This window comes from Streptomyces sp. NPDC051921 (genome assembly GCF_040680975.1).
Taxonomy (GTDB): domain Bacteria; phylum Actinomycetota; class Actinomycetes; order Streptomycetales; family Streptomycetaceae; genus Streptomyces.
Genome location: NZ_JBFAXU010000020.1, coordinates 169,774 through 185,971, shown reverse-complemented (window position 1 = coordinate 185,971; position 16,198 = coordinate 169,774). Strand labels below are relative to the sequence as shown.

Sequence of the window (16,198 nt, the reverse complement as noted above, 5' to 3'; positions counted from 1 at the left end):
GCCCGGTTACATTCCGAACCCGGAAGCTAAGCCTTTCAGCGCCGATGGTACTGCAGGGGGGACCCTGTGGGAGAGTAGGACGCCGCCGAACAATCTTTCAGGACCCCTGGTCCCAGCGTTCATGCTGGGACCAGGGGTCCTTTTGTTTTTTCCTTGTATTTCTTGAAAGCGCGGTGCGGTGCCGGCTGCGCGAGAATGACTGCAGTACCCGAAGACAGGAGTCACGTCGATGTCCACCAACTCTCCCGACGACCGCCCGGAGCGCGAGCCGCGACGCCGGGACGGTGGCGAGCGGGGCGGCTTCCGTGGGCCGCGTCGTGACGACAACCGTGGTGGTGGCTACCGCGGCGGCCGTGACGACCGCCGCGACGACCGCCGTGATGACCGCCGTGACGACCGTCGCGACGATCGCTCCGGTGGTTTCCGCCGTGACGACAGCCGGCGTGACGAGCGTCCGGGTGGTTTCCGTCGCGACGACAACCGCCCCTCCTACCGTCGCGACGACCGGCGTGATGAGCGTCCCGGTGGTTTCCGCCGTGACGACAACCGTCCCTCCTACCGCCGTGACGACCGCGACGACAGCCGTCCCGCGTTCCGCCGTGACGAGCGCCAGGACGAGCGTCCCGGTGGCTTCCGTCGCGACGACAGCCGTGGTGGCGACCGTCGTGACGACAACCGCGGTGGTGGTTACCGCGGCGGCCGTGACGACCGCTCCGGCGGCTTCCGTCGCGACGACCGGCGTGATGAGCGTCCCGGTGGTTTCCGCCGTGACGACAACCGTCCCTCCTACCGCCGTGACGACCGCGACGACAGCCGTCCCGCGTTCCGCCGTGACGAGCGCCAGGACGAGCGTCCCGGTGGCTTCCGTCGCGACGACAGCCGTGGTGGCGACCGTCGTGACGACAACCGCGGTGGTGGTTACCGCGGCGGCCGTGACGACCGCTCCGGCGGCTTCCGCCGCGACGACCGGCGTGACGAGCGTCCCGGTGGCTTCCGTCGCGACGACAGCCGTGGTGGCGACCGTCGTGACGACAACCGCGGTGGTGGTTACCGCGGCGGCCGTGACGACCGCTCCGGCGGCTTCCGCCGCGACGACCGGCGGGACGAGCGTCCCGGTGGCTTCCGCCGTGACGACAACCGTCCCTCCTACCGCCGTGACGACCGCGACGACAGCCGGCCCGCGTTCCGCCGTGACGAGCGCCAGGACGAGCGTCCCGGTGGCTTCCGTCGCGACGAGCGTCAGGACGACCGCTCCGGCTTCCGCCGCGACGACCGTCGTGACGACCGGCCCCGCGGGCCGCGCCGCGAGGACGACCGGCGCGGTGGCGGCGGCTTCCGCGGCCGTGACGACCGGCGCGACGACCGTGGGCGTGGCCCGCGCCGCGACGACCGGGGCGGCTACGGGCGCCGTGACGACCGCGGTGACCGCGGCGAGCGTCGCGGTGGCGACCGCGCGCCGATCAAGCGTCTGCCGATCCCGCCGGAGGTCACCGGTGAGGAGATCGACGCGGACGTGCGGCAGGAGCTCCTGAGCCTGCCCAAGGGTCTCGCCGAGGACGTCGCCCGCAACCTCGTCATGGTCGCGCAGCTGATCGACGAGGAGCCGGAGAAGGCCTACGAGTACTCCCGCATCGCGCTGCGGCTCGCTTCCCGTGTCGCCGCCGTGCGTGAGGCCGCCGGCTTCGCGGCGTACGCGACGCAGAAGTACTCCGAGGCGCTGGCCGAGTTCCGGGCGGCGCGCCGGATGACCGGCAGCGTCGAGCTGTGGCCCGTCATGGCCGACTGCGAGCGTGGTCTCGGTCGCCCCGAGCGGGCGCTGGCCATGGCCGGCGAGCCCGAGGTGCAGAAGCTGGACAAGGCCGGGCAGGTCGAGATGCGGCTCGTGGCCGCCGGCGCCCGCCGGGACATGGGGCAGCTCGACGCGGCCATCGTGACCCTGCAGAGCCCCGAGCTGGCGTCCAGCGCCACCCACCCGTGGACCGCGCGCCTGCGGTACGCGTACGCCGACGCGCTGCTCGCCGCCGGGCGTGAGCGCGAGGCGCGTGAGTGGTTCGCGAAGGCCCTTGAGTCCGACAAGGACGGCTCCACGGACGCCTCCGACCGGCTCGCCGAGCTGGACGGTGTCGAGTTCGTCGACGCGTTCGACGACTCCGAGGACGTCGAGGACGTCGAGGACGTCGACGAGGCGATCGACGACGCCGAGCGCGACGACCAGGACGACCAGGACGACGAGCAGGACTCCGACGAGCGGGACTCCGACGAGCCGCGCGAGGACGACAAGAGCTGACGTCCCCGTACGACGTACACACACGAAGGGCGGCACCCCGCGGGGGGTGCCGCCCTTCGGCGTTCTCGGCGAGGATGCCCGGCCGTTCGGTCAGTCGAGCGCCAGGCTGCGCAGCACCAGACCCGTCGCCGGCTTCGGACCGAAGGAGGTCGACTTGCGGGGCATCGTGACGCCCTGCCGGGCCAGGTCCCGTACGACCTCCTCCCTGACGGGGTGCATGAGGACCGCCGTACCGCCGCGGCGCTCGGCCTGCTCGACGGCGGCCTGGGTGTCGTGGATGTAGCTGATGTCCTCGGGGGAGTCCTCCGCGATGTGCCAGACGTGGTCGAGGAGGGTGGAGTGCAGGACCGTGGCGTCGAGGGTGCGCCAGGCCTCGGGGCGGTCCGTGCGGACCGTGCGGGCCAGGAGCGCCGGGTCGGGGCGGTCCAGGAGGTGGAAGGAGCCGTCGCCGGCGAGGAGGAAGGCGTTGCCTTCGGCGGTGGCCGCGGCCAGGGCCTCCTGGGCGGCCGGGAGGGGGCCGTCGACGCGCGTCACGCGGAAGGCGTCGCCGAGGGCGGCGAGCGCGTCGGCGACGGGGAGGCGGTTGAGCAGCCGGTGGATGGCGCGGACGCGGAGCGGGTAGCGGGCCGTGTCGATGAGCAGGACCAGGCCGTGGTTCCAGGGGCCGGGCGCGGTGTGCTCCTCGCGGAGCCGCAGGTAGGTGGCCCAGCGGTGGTGGCCGTCGGCGATCAGGGCCTGGTGGCGGCCGAGTTCGGCGGCGACGGCGGCGAGGTCGGCCGGGTTGGTGACGGCCCAGAGGCGGTGGTGGAAGCCGTCCTCGGTGGTGGTGGAGAGCAGTGGCTCGCGCTCGACGGTGCGGTCGATGACTGCACCCGCTCCGTCGCCGTCGCCGCGGTAGGTGAGGAGCAGCGGCTCCAGGTTGGCGGCGGTGGTGCGCATGAGGGCGGCCCGGTCCTCGACGACGTGCGGCATGACGTCCTCGTGGGGGAGGACGATGCCCTCGGCGGGGGTGGAGAGTTCGAGGGCGCCGATGATGCCGCGCTGGAGGATGCCGTCGCCGCGCTGCTCGTACACGTAGAGCGCGGGTTCGGGGTCGGGGGCGAGGATGCCGTCGGCGAGCCAGCGGTCGAGGGTGACGGCGGCCTTGCGGTGACGGGTGCCGGCGGTCATGGCCTGGGGGAGGATGAGCCGGACGATGTTGTGGGGGTCCGCGGACTCCAGGTGGTGGAGTCCGTCGGGCCGGACGACGACGTCGTACGGCGGGGAGGTCACGGCGGCCAGGCTGCCGACCCGTTCGGGAACGTACCGGACACCCCGGAAGGGGCTCAGTCGAAGACCGGGAGCGCGGACGTCATCGGCCGCGTGACCTGAGGTATGCATCTCGTCATCCTATGTGGCCGGTGGCCATGCGCGATGATCTGGGCAACGGGAGAATGTCGGCCCGGCAACGTGAGGAGTACATGGCATGACGGGAATCGGTCAGCGGCGGGACGGGAACCGGCCGAGTGGCAGTGCGCGCGCGTTGAGCGAGGCGTACGACACGGCGCTGCTCGACCTGGACGGTGTCGTGTACTACGCCGGTGGGGACGCGATCCCCCATGCCGTCTCGGCGCTGGGGGCGGCCCGGGCCGGCGGGATGCACCTGGCGTACGTCACCAACAACGCGCTGCGGACCCCGGACGCGGTGGCCGAGCACCTCACCGGGATCGGGGTGCCGGCGGAGCCCGGGGACGTGATCACCTCGGCGCAGGCCGTGGCCCGGCTCATCGCCGAGGAGGTGCCGCCCGGTTCCCGGGTGCTGCTGATCGGCGGCGAGGGGCTGCGCGTGGCGCTGCGCGAGCGGGGTCTGGTGCCGGTGGAGTCGGCGGACGACGACCCGGTGGCGGTGGTGCAGGGGTACGGCGGCCCGGACCTGCCGTGGGGGCGGTTCGCGGAGGCGAGTTACGCGGTCGGGCGGGGCGTGCCGTGGTACGCCTCGAACACCGACCTGACGATTCCGGGCCTTCGCGGGATCGGGCCGGGCAACGGTGCGGCCGTGGAGGTCGTACGGATCGCGACGGGCCGGGAGCCGAAGGTCGCGGGCAAGCCGCTGCCGCCGATGCACCGCGAGACCGTGCTGCGCACGGGGGCCGAGCGGCCGCTGGTGGTCGGGGACCGGCTGGACACGGACATCGAGGGGGCGTTCAACGGGGGTGTGGACTCGCTGCTCGTCCTGACCGGCGTCACGGACGTGCCACGGCTGCTCGCGGCGGTGCCCGAGCACCGGCCCGCCTTCGTGGCTGCGGATCTGCGGGGGCTGCTCACGGCCCAGCCGGAGGTCGTCGGCGGTGCGGACGGGGCCTTCGGGTGCGGGGGCTGGTCGGCCTCGGTGAGCGGGGGAGAGCTGGTCCTGGAGGGTGCGGGCGAGGGGCTCGATCCGCTGGACGGTGTGCGGGCGCTGTGCGCGGCGGCCTGGACCGAGGCGGGGGCCGGGGCGTCGGGTCTGGACGTGCGGAAGGCGCTGGAGCGGCTGGGGCCGGTGCGCTGACCTCGTGCGCCGGTGCGCCGGGTGCGGCGACCGCGTACGCCAGTGGGCCGGCACAGGGGATCGATCAACGATCGGAGGGTAGGCTAACCTAACCTCGTGTTGGTCGAGAGTCCCTCCCGTGCGAGCGCGGAGCCGACCGGCCCTGCCCAGAAGCCGACGCGCCGGAACGCCGTGCGCGCCGTCGGACTGGTCGTGGCCGTCGGGGTCCTGCTGCTGGTCTGTGTCCTGAGCATCATGATCGGTGCCAAGCCGGTGCCGCTCGGCGACGTGTGGCACGGACTGTTCCACAACAGCGGCATCCGCAACGACGTCGTCATCCACGACGTGCGCGTCCCCCGCACGCTCCTCGGGCTGCTCGTCGGTCTGGCCCTCGGCCTCGCCGGGGCCGTCATGCAGGGCCTCACCCGCAATCCGCTCGCCGAGCCCGGACTCCTCGGCGTCAACGCCGGCGCCGCCGCGGCCGTGGTGTCCGCGATCGCCTTCCTCGGCGTCACGGACACCTCCGCGTACGTGTGGTTCGCGTTCGTCGGCGCGGCCGTCGTCTCGGTCCTCGTGTACGTCCTCGGCGGCAGCCGGGGCGCCACCCCCGTCCGGCTCGCGCTCGCGGGCACCGCGGCCACCGTCGCCCTGTACGGGTACGTCAACGCCGTACAGCTGCTCGACTCGGCGGCGCTGGACCGGCTGCGCTTCTGGACGGTCGGCTCCCTGGCCGACGCCAACATGGACACCGTCGGACGCGTCGCCCCCTTCGTCCTCGTGGGTGCCGTGCTCGCCCTGTTGATCGCCCGGCCGCTGAACGCCATGGAGATGGGCGACGACACCGCGCGGGCGCTCGGCGCCGACCTCACCCGGACCCGGGTCCTCGCGATGGTGTCCGTGACGCTGATGTGCGGCGCGGCGACCGCCGCCTGCGGGCCGATCGTGTTCGTCGGCCTGATGGTCCCGTACATCGCGCGGTCCTTCACCGGACCCGACATGCGGTGGATCCTGCCCTACGCGGCGGTCCTCTCGCCCGTCCTGCTCCTCGGCTCAGACGTCATCGGCCGGGTCGTCACCCGCCCCGCCGAACTGCAGGTCGGCATCGTCACCTCGCTCGTCGGCGGGCCCGTCTTCATCCACCTCGTCCGCCGCAAGAGGATGGCCCAGCTGTGAGCACCAAGACCCTGCGGACCGGCGGACTCTCGGTGCGCTACGAGCCGCGCGCCCTCCTCTCCGTCCTCGGCCTGCTCGTGGTCGCGCTGACCGCGGCGGTCGTCCTCATCGGCAGCGGCGACTTCCCCGTCGCCCCCGGCGACGTCGTCGCCACCCTCCTCGGCGGCGGCACCGAGGTGCAGAAGATCGCCGTCATGGACCTGCGGCTGCCCCGCGTCCTCGTCGCCCTCCTCGTCGGCGCGGCCCTCGGCATCGGCGGCGCCGTCTTCCAGGCGATCTCCCGCAACCCACTGGGCAGCCCGGACGTGATCGGATTCGGCCAGGGTTCCACCGTCGGCGCGCTCACCGTCATCGTCCTCTTCCAGGGCAGCGCGGCGGCCGCGGCAGGCGGCGCCGTCGTCGGCGGTCTCGTCACCGGCCTGGTGATCTACCTGCTCGCCTGGAAGCGCGGCGTCCACGGCTACCGCCTCGTCCTCATCGGCATCGGCGTCGCCGCCATGCTGACCGCCGTCATCCACTACCTCATCACCAAGGCGCAGCTCGTCGACGCGGCCCGCGCGACGGTGTGGATGACCGGCTCGCTCGAGGGCCGCGACATGGAGCAGTTCTGGCCGCTGTTCGCCGTCAGCTGCGTGCTGCTGCCGCTGGTCCTCGGGCACGGGCGGGCCCTGCGGATGCTGGAGATGGGCGACGACGCCGCGTACGCGCTCGGCGTCAGGGTCGAGCGGACCCGGATCGTCCTCATGGCCGCCGCCGTGCTGCTCGTGGCCGTCGCCACCGCCGCCGCGGGCCCCATCGTCTTCGTCTCGCTGAGCGCGCCGCAGCTGGCCCGCCGGCTCACCCGCTCGCCCGGCCCGAACCTCGGCGCCTCCGCGCTCATGGGCACCGCCCTGCTGCTCGTCGCCGACTGGACGGCCACCAACGCCTTCGGTGAGCGCCAGCTGCCGGTGGGCATCGTCACCGGCGTCCTCGGCGGCTGCTACCTGCTGTGGCTGCTCGTCAGCGAGCGGAAGGCCGGCCGGATATGACCATCGAGAACACCATCAGGAGCAAGGGAATGAACGGGCAGCAGCAGACGCAGCAGCGGCTCAGTGCCGAGTCGGTCACGCTCGCCTACGACCAGCGGGTCATCGCCCGCGACCTGAGCGTCGCGATCCCCGACCACTCCTTCACGGTCATCGTCGGCCCCAACGCCTGCGGCAAGTCCACGCTGCTGCGCGCGCTGTCCCGGATGCTGAAGCCGACCGAGGGCCGGGTGCTGCTCGACGGGCAGGCCATCCACTCGATGCCCGCGAAGAAGGTCGCGCGGACGCTCGGGCTGCTCCCGCAGTCCTCCGTGGCGCCCGACGGCATCACGGTCGCCGACCTGGTCGCCCGCGGCCGCTACCCGCACCAGGGGCTGCTGCGGCAGTGGTCGCCGGAGGACGAGCGGATCACGCAGGAGTCGATGGCCGCGACCGGCGTGGCCGAGCTCGCCGAGCGGTACGTGGACGAGCTGTCCGGCGGCCAGCGCCAGCGGGTCTGGATCGCGATGGCCCTCGCCCAGCAGACCCCGCTGCTGCTGCTCGACGAGCCGACCACCTTCCTGGACATCCAGCACCAGATCGACGTCCTCGACCTGTGCGCCGAGCTGCACGAGACGCAGGGCCGGACGCTCGTCGCGGTGCTGCACGACCTCAACCACGCGGCCCGCTACGCCACCCACCTCATCGCCTGCCGCGACGGCGAGGTCGTCGCCGAGGGCCCGCCGGACGAGGTCGTGACCGCCGAGCTCGTCGAGCGCGTCTTCGGACTGCGCTGCCAGGTCATCGAGGACCCGGAGACGGGCACCCCGCTCGTCGTCCCGGCCGGCCGCAAGGCACGCAGGCCGCAGCCGCTGGAGCCCGCCCTAGAGCAGTGACCGCAGCTTCAGCAGATCGCGGAAGCCCGCCTCCAGGCCGACCCGGCCGGAGGCCCAGGCCTTGGCGAAGTTCAGCCGCCCGTCGACCATCGCGACCAGGTCGTCGCCGGTCATCCGCAGCCGGATCTGCGCCTTCTCGGGCGGCGGACCGGCCACCGTGTCCTCGACCTCGATCCGCCCGTCGGCCAGTCGGCCGGTGAAGGTCGTGTCCAGGTCGGTCAGGTGGCAGCTGAGGGTGCGGTCGAGCGCGGCCGCGCCGCGCACCTCGCCGTCCGCCGCCGCCAGGTTGTCCGAGAGCCTCTTCAGTGCCTCGCGGCACTCCGTGATCGTCGCCATCGCCGTCGACCGTACCTCAGGGCTTCACGGTAGCGTCGGGGCCATGAGCGACGCGTACCCGAACGTCCACGACGTCCGCCGGGCGGACGGTGCCCCGGCGGACCCCCACGGGGACGTCGCGTACCACCCGCCGGGCCCCGGCCCGCTGGCGGGCGCGGGCGCCACGGCCGACGGTCCCGCGGAGGCCGGCACCGCGGACGCGGGCGCCGTGCGCCCGGCCCCGGCAGACCCGTACGAGGCCGCCGTGCCCGCCCCGCTGGGCGTCGTCCGCACACCCACCGGCCGGCCCGCCGTCGACGCGCTCCTGGACCGGCTCGGCGACGCCGACCACCTCACGGCCGACGGACACCTCGACGTGTACGAGGATGTACACCGTGGGCTGCGCGCCGAGCTGACCGCGCTCGACGCCCCGCCCGGACCCCGTCCGTACGACAACAGGAGCTGAACCGAACGTGGCAGGACCGGCACGCCGCCGTCTCGACGCCGAGCTGGTACGGCGCAAGCTGGCGCGCTCGCGCGAGCACGCCAGCCAGCTGATCGCCGCGGGCCGGGTGACGGTCGGCAAGACCGTCGCGACCAAGCCCGCCACCCAGGTCGAGACCGCCGCGGCCATCGTCGTGGCCCAGGACGACAGCGACCCCGACTACGTGTCGCGCGGCGGCCACAAGCTGGCCGGCGCCTTCGCCGCCTTCGTGCCGCAGGGCCTGCGGGTCGAAGGCCGGCGCGCGCTCGACGCGGGCGCGTCCACCGGCGGCTTCACCGACGTCCTGCTGCGCGCCGGCGCCGCCCACGTGGTCGCCGTCGACGTCGGCTACGGGCAGCTCGCCTGGTCGCTGCAGAGCGACGAGCGGGTCACCGTCAAGGACCGTACGAACGTGCGCGAGATGACCCTCGACGCCATCGACGGCATCCCCGTCGACCTCGTCGTCGGAGACCTGTCCTTCATCCCGCTCGGGCTCGTGCTGCCCGCCCTGGTGGCCTGCACCGCGCCCGACGCCGACCTGGTGCTGATGGTCAAGCCGCAGTTCGAGGTCGGCAAGGAGCGGCTCGGGACCGGCGGAGTGGTGCGGAGCGCCGAACTCCGCGCCGACGCCGTGAAGAACGTGGCCCGGCGCGCGGGCGAGCTCGGGCTCGGGGTCCTCGGCGTCACCGCCAGCCCGCTGCCCGGACCCTCCGGCAACGTCGAGTACTTTCTGTGGCTGCGGGCCGGGGCGCCCGCCCTTGATCCTGCGGAAGTCGACCGCGCCGTGGCGGAAGGACCTCGTTGAGCACTGGTTCGAGCACGTCTACCGAGAACAGCCGCACTGTCTTCCTGCTCGCGCACACCGGCCGGCCGGCCGCCGTGCGCAGCGCCGAACTCGTCGTCCTCGGGCTGCTGCGCAGCGGCATCGGGGTGCGCGTCCTGGAGGCGGAGGCGGCCGACCTGCCGCTGCCGCCCGCCGTCCAGAAGGTGCCGGAGGCCTGCTCCGACGCGCTCGACGGCTGTGAACTGCTCGTCGTCCTCGGCGGCGACGGGACCCTGCTGCGCGGCTCCGAGTTCGCCCGGGCCTCCGGGGTGCCGATGCTCGGCGTCAACCTGGGGCGGGTCGGCTTCCTCGCCGAGGCCGAGCGCGACGACCTCGACAAGGTCGTCGACCGGGTCGTCACCCGCGCCTACGAGGTCGAGGAGCGGATGACCCTCGACGTCACCGTCTACCAGAACGGCGACGTCCTGCACCAGGACTGGGCGCTCAACGAGGCGGCCGTGCAGAAGGTGTCCCCGGAGCGGATGCTGGAGGTCGTCCTCGCCATCGACGGGCGCCCGGTGACCGGCTTCGGCTGCGACGGGGTGATCTGCGCGACCCCGACCGGCTCGACGGCGTACGCCTTCTCCGCCGGCGGACCGGTGATCTGGCCCGAGGTGGAGGCGCTGCTCATGGTGCCGATCGGGGCGCACGCGCTGTTCGCCAAGCCGCTCGTCACCACCCCCGACTCGGTGCTCGCCGTCGAGGTCGAACCGCACACCCCGCACGGCGTGCTGTGGTGCGACGGGCGTCGTACGGTCGAGCTCCCGGCGGGCGCCCGGGTCGAGGTCCGCCGCGGCGCCGTCCCGGTCCGGCTCGCCCGGCTGCACCACGCGTCGTTCACCGACCGCCTGGTCGCGAAGTTCGCCCTGCCGGTGTCGGGGTGGCGCGGGGCGCCGCACTAGCGGGTGAACAGGGGTCGGGCGGGCCCGTGCTGACCTGCGGGTTCGCCGCCGGTCGGCAGGGGCCGTCGCACAGGGGCGCCCCGACCTCGTAAGGTCTTCTCCGTGTTGGAGGAGATGCGGATACGGTCGCTCGGAGTCATCGACGACGCTGTCGTCGAGTTGTCGCCCGGTTTCACCGCGGTGACGGGTGAGACCGGTGCGGGCAAGACCATGGTCGTGACCAGCCTCGGGCTGCTGCTCGGCGGGCGCGCCGACCCGGCCCTGGTACGGATCGGGGCGGGGTCCGCCGTCGTCGAGGGCCGCATCGCGCTGCCCCCGGGCGCGGCCGTCGCCGCGCGTGCCGCAGAGGCGGGCGCGGAGCTCGACGAGGGCGCGCTGCTCGTCAGCCGTACCGTCTCGGCCGAAGGCCGGTCCCGCGCGCACCTGGGCGGGCGCTCCGTGCCCGTCGGGCTGCTCGCCGAGCTCGCCGACGAGCTCGTCGCCGTGCACGGCCAGACCGACCAGCAGGGCCTGCTCAAGCCGGCCCGGCAGCGCGGCGCCCTCGACCGGTACGCGGGGGAGGCCGTCGCCGTGCCGCTCGCCGCCTACGGCGAGGCGTACAAGCGGCTGAGGGCCGTCACCGCCGAGCTGGAGGAGATCACCACCCGGGCCCGTGAGCGGGCCCAGGAGGCCGATCTGCTGCGCTTCGGGCTGGGCGAGATCGAGGCCGTCGAGCCGCGGCCGGGCGAGGACGTCGAGCTGGCCGCCGAGGCGGAGCGGCTCGGGCACGCCGAGTCCCTGGCCTCCGCCGCCGCGCTCGCGCACGCGGCGCTGGCGGGCCAGCCGGAGGATCCGGAGGCCGTGGACGCGACGACGCTCGTCGCGGGTGCGGGCCGGGCCCTGGAGGCCGTACGGGCGCACGACCCGGCGCTCGCGGCGCTCGCCGACCGGATGGGCGAGATCTCCATCCTGCTCTCGGACGTGGCCGGGGAGCTCGCCGGGTACGCCGACGACCTGGACGCCGACCCGCTGCGGCTCGCCGCCGTCGAGGAGCGCCGCGCCGCGCTCACCCAGCTGACGCGGAAGTACGGCGAGGACATCGCGGCGGTGCTCGCCTGGGCCGAGCAGAGCGCGACCCGGCTCACCGAGCTCGACGGTGACGACGAACGCATCGACGAGCTGACCGCCGAGCGGGACCGGCTGCGCGACGAGCTGTCGGCCCTGGCCCAGCGGCTCACCGACGCCCGGACGGAGGCGGCGGACCGGTTCGCCGAGGCCGTCACCGCCGAGCTCGCCTCGCTGGCCATGCCGCACGCGCGGGTGTCCTTCGCCATCCGGCAGACCGAGGACCCCGACGGCGTCGAGGTGGGCGGCCGCCGGGTCGCGTACACCCCGGCCGGTGCCGACGAGGTCGAACTGCTCCTCGCCCCGCACCCGGGTGCCCCGCCGCGCCCGATCGCCAAGGGCGCGTCCGGTGGTGAGCTGTCCCGCGTGATGCTGGCCGTCGAGGTGGTCTTCGCCGGCACGGACCCGGTGCCGACGTACCTCTTCGACGAGGTCGACGCGGGCGTCGGCGGCAAGGCGGCGGTCGAGATCGGCCGTCGGCTCGCCAAGCTCGCCAGGTCCGCGCAGGTCGTCGTGGTCACCCACCTGCCGCAGGTGGCGGCCTTCGCCGACCGCCAGCTGCTCGTCGAGAAGACCAACGACGGCTCGGTCACCCGGTCCGGCGTCACCGTCCTGGAGGGCGAGGACCGGGTCCGCGAGCTGTCCCGGATGCTCGCCGGCCAGGAGGACTCCGAGACCGCCCGGGCGCACGCCGAGGAACTGCTCGCGACCGCGCGGGCCGACGCCTGACGCCCGGGGCCCGGCGCCGGTACCGGGCCAGGCGCCGACCGGGCCCGGTACCGGCCGGCCGGGGGCCGACCGGGGGCCCGGTGCCGACCGGGCCCGGTGCCGACCCGGCCGGGGGCCGACCGGGGCCCGGCGTCGACCGGGCCGGGGGCCGGCAGGGGCGCCGCGCCCCCCCGGCCGGGCCCGTCCCGTCCGGCCCTCGCGGCGGTGCTGCCGTGTCCTGTTCGCCCCGTCCCCTGCCTGCCCCGCCTCCGCCCACGCAGCCGGCAGCCTGGCGGGCGCCGCTGACAGGTCATTAGGCTGGCCCGCATGATCAGGACACGCAGCAGGGCCGCTTCGTTCGCCGTGGCCGCAGGGCTGGGCCGGGCGGTGTACGAAGGGCTGCGGCGGTGTCGCGGGGCCGATCCCCGCTGGGAGCGGACCAACCATGCCGGGCGGCCGGTCCACCTGTACGCCGGGCCCGCGGCCGCGGTCGGGGCGGCGGTCGGCGCGGGATCCGGGGCGGGCGCCCTGGCGGTGCTCGCGGCCGGGGTCTGCGGCGCCTACGACGACGTCCGGGGCGACGGGCGGCGCGGCTTCCGGGCGCATCTGACGGCGCTGCGGGAGGGCGAGGTCACCAGCGGGGCCGTCAAGCTGTTCGGTATCGGGGCCGCAGGGCTCGTCGCCGGCGCGCTGCTGAAGGAGCGGCCCGTCGACAAGCTCCTCGCCGGCGTCGTCATCGCCGGCACCGCCCATCTCGTCAACCTGGTCGACGTGAGGCCGGGCCGGGCCGGCCTCGTCGTGCTCGGGCTCGCGGCGCCCGGGCTGCTGCGCGGGCCGCAGGCCGCAGCGCCGATGGGCGCCGCGGCGGCCCTCCTCGCCGACGACCTGGCGGAGCGCACCATGCTCGGCGACACCGGCGCGCACGCCCTCGGCGCGGCCGTCGGCACCGCGATCGCCGCCGGCAACGGGCGCCTCGGCCTGGCCGCCCACGCGGCGGGGCTCGTCACGGCCGCGGTGTACGCGGAGACGTCAGCGAACGCGCGCGGGCTCACCCATGTGGGTGAACCCGGCCGCTGAGTTGAGGCGGCCGACACGGCAACGACGCCACTTCGGTGCCGGAACGTGCGTACGGACTGGCATCCTTGGCGCGTGACACAGCTCCGTACGGTCCAAGTACTGGGCGGCGGCAGCGCGGGCAGCAGCGCGCACGTCAGGTCGCTCGCCTCGGGGCTGGTGGCAAGGGGCGTGCGGGTGACCGTGTGCGCCCCGCCCGAACTCGAAGAGGTCTACGACTTCACCGGCGCCGGCGCGCACCTCGTCCCGGTGCAGCGGTCCGGCGGGCCCGCGAGCGTCGCCGTGCTCCGCAACGCCTGCATCGGCGCGGACGTCGTGCATGCGCACGGCCTCGACGCCTCGGTGCGGGCCTCGCTCGCGCTGTCCGGCGGCGCCGGGCCGCGCACCCCGCTCGTCACCACCTGGCACACCCGCAGCCACGTGGCCGGGGCGCGCGCCGGACTCGTACGCCTCCTGGAGCGCAGGACGGTGCGGGCGGCGGCCGTCGTCCTCGGCACCTCCTCGGAGCTCGTCGACCGGGCCCGGCGGCGCGGCGCCCGCGACGCGCGGCTCGGCCCCGTGACCGTGCCGGCCTCCCGGGCGCCGGTCTGTCTGCACGACGGCAAGGCCCGGGCCGAACTGGGAGCCGTGGACCGCCCGTTGCTGATGGCCGTCGGCGCCCTGGAGCCGGGGCGCGGGTACGGGATGCTGCTCGAGGCGGCGCGGGCGTGGCGCGACCTCGACCCGCAGCCGTTGCTCGTCATCGCGGGGGAAGGGCCCGAACGGCCGGCCCTGCAGCGGCGGATCGAGGCGGAGGGGCTCGCGGTGAGGCTCATCGGACGCCGCGACGACGTGGCGGAGCTGCTCGCCGCGGCGGACGTCGCCGTCCTGCCGGCGCGCTGGGAGGCGCGCTCGCTGCTCGCGCAGGAGGCGCTGCGGCTCGGCGTGCCGCTGGTCGCCACGGCGGTGGGCGGGGTGCCCGAACTGGTGGGCGACGCGGCCGAACTCGTCCCGTACGGTGACGCGGACGCCCTCGCGAGCACCGTGCGCGCGCTGCTCGACGACGTGGACCGGCGGCTCGACCTGGCGGCGGCCGGGCGGGTGCAGGCGGGGACCTGGCCGACGGAGGACGAGACGATCGCGCACGTGCTGAGCGTCTACGACGAGTTGACGGGGCGCTGACGGGCGCGGCGCGCGGCGCGCCGCGCCCTGCTTCCGGATCCCGCCCGCGAAGCCCTTACTGCGTGTGCCGACGGGCCCGGAGGGCCAGGCTCAGGGCCAGGACCGTCTGGGGGTCGTCCAGGTCGGTGCCGAGGAGCTCGGAGATGCGGGCCAGGCGGTTGTAGAGGGTCTGGCGGTTGAGGTGGAGTTCGCGGGCGGTCTCCGCCTTGCGGCCCGCGTGCGCCAGGTACGTCTCCAGGGTCGGCAGCAGCGGCGGGCGCGAGGTGCGGTCGTGGTCGCGGAGCGGGCCGATCGCCCGGTCGACGAAGGCCGCCAGGTCCGGATGGTCCCGCAGCCGCCACAGCAGCAGGTCGGTGTCGAGCCGCCGGGCGTCGTACCAGGGCCGGTCCGACAGGCCCTGCGCCGCCGTCGCCGTCTCCGCCGCGTGCCGCAGGCCCGCCGAGGCGGCCGCCCAGCCGCCCGCGACGCCGACCACGACCACCGGCGGGTGGGCGCCCGCGCGTTCCAGGCCGGCCCGCTCGACTCCGGCCCGCAGCGCCGCCGCGACCCGGTCCGCGACCGCCGTGCGCTCCGACTCCGAGCGCAGCCCGAGGAGCAGCGGGACGCGGCCTTCCACCGGGCGCACGCCGAGCAGCACCGGGACGCCGACCGAGGAGAGCTCCTCCAGGACCGCCCGGGCGAGCAGCGCCCAGTTGCCCGAGGGGGCCAGTTCGGAGGCCATCCGCATCACGACCGGCAGCAGCGGGCCGTCCCCCGGACGGAAGCCGAGGACCCGGGCCTGGGCCGGGGCGTCCTCGGCCGTGATCCGGCCCTCGGCGAGGTCGGTCAGGAAGTCGCCCCGGCCCCGTGCGGCGAGCTCCTCCTCCTGCCGGGCCTGCATGAGGACGACCGCGAGCAGCCCGGCGGCCCGCTCGGCAGCCATCCGGTGCACCGGGGACAAGGGGGAGGAGACGGCGAGGAGGACCAGACGGGCCCGTACGGAGGACGTGCCCGGGCCTCCGCCGGGCACGTCCACCAGCACCGCCCCGGTCGGCGGCCCCGACTCGCGGGCCGCCCGCTGGCCGCGCAGCCCGTCCCACACCTGGAGCGGGTCGGCGGGCTCGGACTCGGTGCCCGCCGCGTAGAGGAGCTGCCCGTCGGCGGTCTCCAGGAACACCGGGTTCAGGGCGAAGTCGGCGAGGATCCGCAGCACCTGCGGCACCCCTCCGCCGCCCAGCAGGGCCTCGGTGCACTGCTTGTGGACCTCCTCGGCCTGCCGGAGGAGCGCGTAGTGCCCGTTGACGATCTCGGTGTGGATCTCCTCCGTCACGGCGACGAACGGGACCTCGCGGTGCAGCTGGACCAGCGGCAGTCCCGCAGCCCTGGCCGTCTCCACGATCGTCGCGGGCAGGCGCGCGAACCGCGGCCCGAGCTCCACCACGAGCGCCGCGATGCCCCGCTCCGCGAGCTGCCGGACGAACGCCCGCTGCTCGGCGGGCCGGGTGCCGAGCCCGAGACCGGTGGTGAGCAGCAGTTCGCCGCCCTTGAGCAGTGAGGCGATGTTCGGGACCTCGCCCGCGTGCACCCAGCGCACGGTGCGGTGCAGCCGGTCGGCGCCCGCGACGACCTCCGGGAGCCCGCTGCGCAGACCTGGAAGTTCCAGTGCCCGCTGCACGGTGATCCCGCCCTGACGTTCCATGGACATGAACGGAAGTTACCCGTGTCGCTGTTTCCGCGACATCACCCGGGCGTCACCGGATCCGACAGTTCGTACATCGGGGC

Annotated in this window: 14 protein-coding genes, 1 rRNA gene and 1 pseudogene; 13 read left to right on the top strand and 3 right to left on the bottom strand. The window is 74.8% G+C overall.

Annotated features, from left to right (window positions below; genetic code table 11):
• The 3 genes and pseudogenes from rrf to AB0M16_RS25745 form a co-directional block, all read left to right on the top strand.
• Nucleotides 1-91, top strand: a 5S ribosomal RNA gene (gene rrf / locus AB0M16_RS25755); the annotation flags it as partial.
• 138 nt (nucleotides 92-229) lie between these two features.
• Nucleotides 230-1,147 (top strand): annotated as a pseudogene (locus AB0M16_RS25750) (hypothetical protein); the annotation flags it as partial.
• 321 nt (nucleotides 1,148-1,468) lie between these two features.
• Complete coding sequence (locus AB0M16_RS25745; RefSeq protein WP_365346807.1) at nucleotides 1,469-2,287, top strand: tetratricopeptide repeat protein; 819 nt, start codon at nucleotides 1,469-1,471, stop codon at nucleotides 2,285-2,287.
• Between the two features lie 90 nt (nucleotides 2,288-2,377).
• Here AB0M16_RS25745 and AB0M16_RS25740 read toward each other — a convergent pair whose 3' ends face one another.
• On the bottom strand, nucleotides 2,378-3,667 hold the full coding sequence (locus AB0M16_RS25740; RefSeq protein WP_365346781.1) for a DUF1015 domain-containing protein: 1,290 nt from the start codon (nucleotides 3,665-3,667) through the stop codon (nucleotides 2,378-2,380).
• A gap of 85 nt (nucleotides 3,668-3,752) precedes the next feature.
• Between AB0M16_RS25740 and AB0M16_RS25735 the strand changes: the two genes are divergently transcribed.
• The 4 genes from AB0M16_RS25735 (at nucleotide 3,753) to AB0M16_RS25720 (ending at nucleotide 7,866) form a co-directional block, all read left to right on the top strand.
• The gene (locus AB0M16_RS25735) at nucleotides 3,753-4,814 is read left to right on the top strand and encodes an HAD-IIA family hydrolase (protein WP_365346779.1); all 1,062 of its coding nucleotides are present in this window, start codon (nucleotides 3,753-3,755) and stop codon (nucleotides 4,812-4,814) included.
• 192 nt (nucleotides 4,815-5,006) lie between these two features.
• On the top strand, nucleotides 5,007-5,966 hold the full coding sequence (locus AB0M16_RS25730; RefSeq protein ID WP_365346805.1) for an iron chelate uptake ABC transporter family permease subunit: 960 nt from the start codon (nucleotides 5,007-5,009) through the stop codon (nucleotides 5,964-5,966).
• On the top strand, nucleotides 5,963-6,994 hold the full coding sequence (locus AB0M16_RS25725) for an iron chelate uptake ABC transporter family permease subunit (RefSeq protein WP_365346777.1): 1,032 nt from the start codon (nucleotides 5,963-5,965) through the stop codon (nucleotides 6,992-6,994). The genes AB0M16_RS25730 and AB0M16_RS25725 overlap by 4 nt, the downstream gene beginning before the upstream one ends.
• Nucleotides 6,991-7,866: an ABC transporter ATP-binding protein gene (locus AB0M16_RS25720; protein WP_365346775.1), complete on the top strand. Its 876-nt coding sequence runs from the start codon at nucleotides 6,991-6,993 to the stop codon at nucleotides 7,864-7,866. Before AB0M16_RS25725 ends, AB0M16_RS25720 begins: the two co-directional genes overlap by 4 nt.
• Here AB0M16_RS25720 and AB0M16_RS25715 read toward each other — a convergent pair.
• Nucleotides 7,855-8,202 (bottom strand): SCP2 sterol-binding domain-containing protein, encoded by a 348-nt coding sequence (locus tag AB0M16_RS25715; protein WP_365346773.1) that lies wholly within the window; start codon nucleotides 8,200-8,202, stop codon nucleotides 7,855-7,857. The two genes, AB0M16_RS25720 and AB0M16_RS25715, sit on opposite strands and share 12 nt — an antisense overlap.
• A gap of 145 nt (nucleotides 8,203-8,347) precedes the next feature.
• On the opposite strand from AB0M16_RS25715, the gene AB0M16_RS25710 reads away from it, so the two are divergent.
• The 6 genes from AB0M16_RS25710 (at nucleotide 8,348) to AB0M16_RS25685 (ending at nucleotide 14,437) form a co-directional block, all read left to right on the top strand.
• A complete protein-coding gene (locus tag AB0M16_RS25710) occupies nucleotides 8,348-8,647 on the top strand; it encodes a hypothetical protein (protein ID WP_365346803.1) in 300 nt (99 codons plus the stop codon).
• A 7-nt stretch (nucleotides 8,648-8,654) separates the two neighbouring features.
• Nucleotides 8,655-9,470, top strand: a complete 816-nt coding sequence (locus AB0M16_RS25705) for a TlyA family RNA methyltransferase (RefSeq protein WP_365346771.1) — start codon at nucleotides 8,655-8,657, stop codon at nucleotides 9,468-9,470.
• Nucleotides 9,467-10,390 carry an NAD kinase gene (locus tag AB0M16_RS25700; protein WP_365346769.1) on the top strand — a complete coding sequence of 308 codons (924 nt, stop codon included), beginning with the start codon at nucleotides 9,467-9,469 and terminating at the stop codon, nucleotides 10,388-10,390. Before AB0M16_RS25705 ends, AB0M16_RS25700 begins: the two co-directional genes overlap by 4 nt.
• A gap of 114 nt (nucleotides 10,391-10,504) precedes the next feature.
• On the top strand, nucleotides 10,505-12,223 hold the full coding sequence (gene recN, locus AB0M16_RS25695; RefSeq protein WP_365346801.1) for a DNA repair protein RecN: 1,719 nt from the start codon (nucleotides 10,505-10,507) through the stop codon (nucleotides 12,221-12,223).
• 306 nt (nucleotides 12,224-12,529) lie between these two features.
• On the top strand, nucleotides 12,530-13,279 hold the full coding sequence (locus AB0M16_RS25690; protein ID WP_365346767.1) for a hypothetical protein: 750 nt from the start codon (nucleotides 12,530-12,532) through the stop codon (nucleotides 13,277-13,279).
• Between the two features lie 72 nt (nucleotides 13,280-13,351).
• Nucleotides 13,352-14,437, top strand: coding sequence for a glycosyltransferase family 4 protein (locus AB0M16_RS25685; protein WP_365346765.1), 1,086 nt, complete (start codon nucleotides 13,352-13,354; stop codon nucleotides 14,435-14,437).
• 55 nt (nucleotides 14,438-14,492) lie between these two features.
• Here the strand turns inward: AB0M16_RS25685 and AB0M16_RS25680 are convergent, their stop codons facing one another.
• The gene (locus AB0M16_RS25680; protein ID WP_365346799.1) at nucleotides 14,493-16,115 is read right to left on the bottom strand and encodes a PucR family transcriptional regulator; all 1,623 of its coding nucleotides are present in this window, start codon (nucleotides 16,113-16,115) and stop codon (nucleotides 14,493-14,495) included.
• Nucleotides 16,116-16,198 lie beyond the last annotated feature (83 nt).

Bases quoted from the DNA above. Each gene is read 5' to 3' on its own strand.
- AB0M16_RS25740 (WP_365346781.1), bottom strand. From the start codon at position 3,667: ATGCATACCTCAGGTCACGCGGCCGATGACGTCCGCGCTCCCGGTCTT.
- AB0M16_RS25735 (WP_365346779.1), top strand. From the start codon at position 3,753: ATGACGGGAATCGGTCAGCGGCGGGACGGGAACCGGCCGAGTGGCAGT.
- AB0M16_RS25720 (WP_365346775.1), top strand. From the start codon at position 6,991: ATGACCATCGAGAACACCATCAGGAGCAAGGGAATGAACGGGCAGCAG.
- AB0M16_RS25715 (WP_365346773.1), bottom strand. From the start codon at position 8,202: ATGGCGACGATCACGGAGTGCCGCGAGGCACTGAAGAGGCTCTCGGAC.
- recN (WP_365346801.1), top strand. From the start codon at position 10,505: ATGCGGATACGGTCGCTCGGAGTCATCGACGACGCTGTCGTCGAGTTG.
- AB0M16_RS25690 (WP_365346767.1), top strand. From the start codon at position 12,530: ATGATCAGGACACGCAGCAGGGCCGCTTCGTTCGCCGTGGCCGCAGGG.
- AB0M16_RS25680 (WP_365346799.1), bottom strand. From the start codon at position 16,115: ATGGAACGTCAGGGCGGGATCACCGTGCAGCGGGCACTGGAACTTCCA.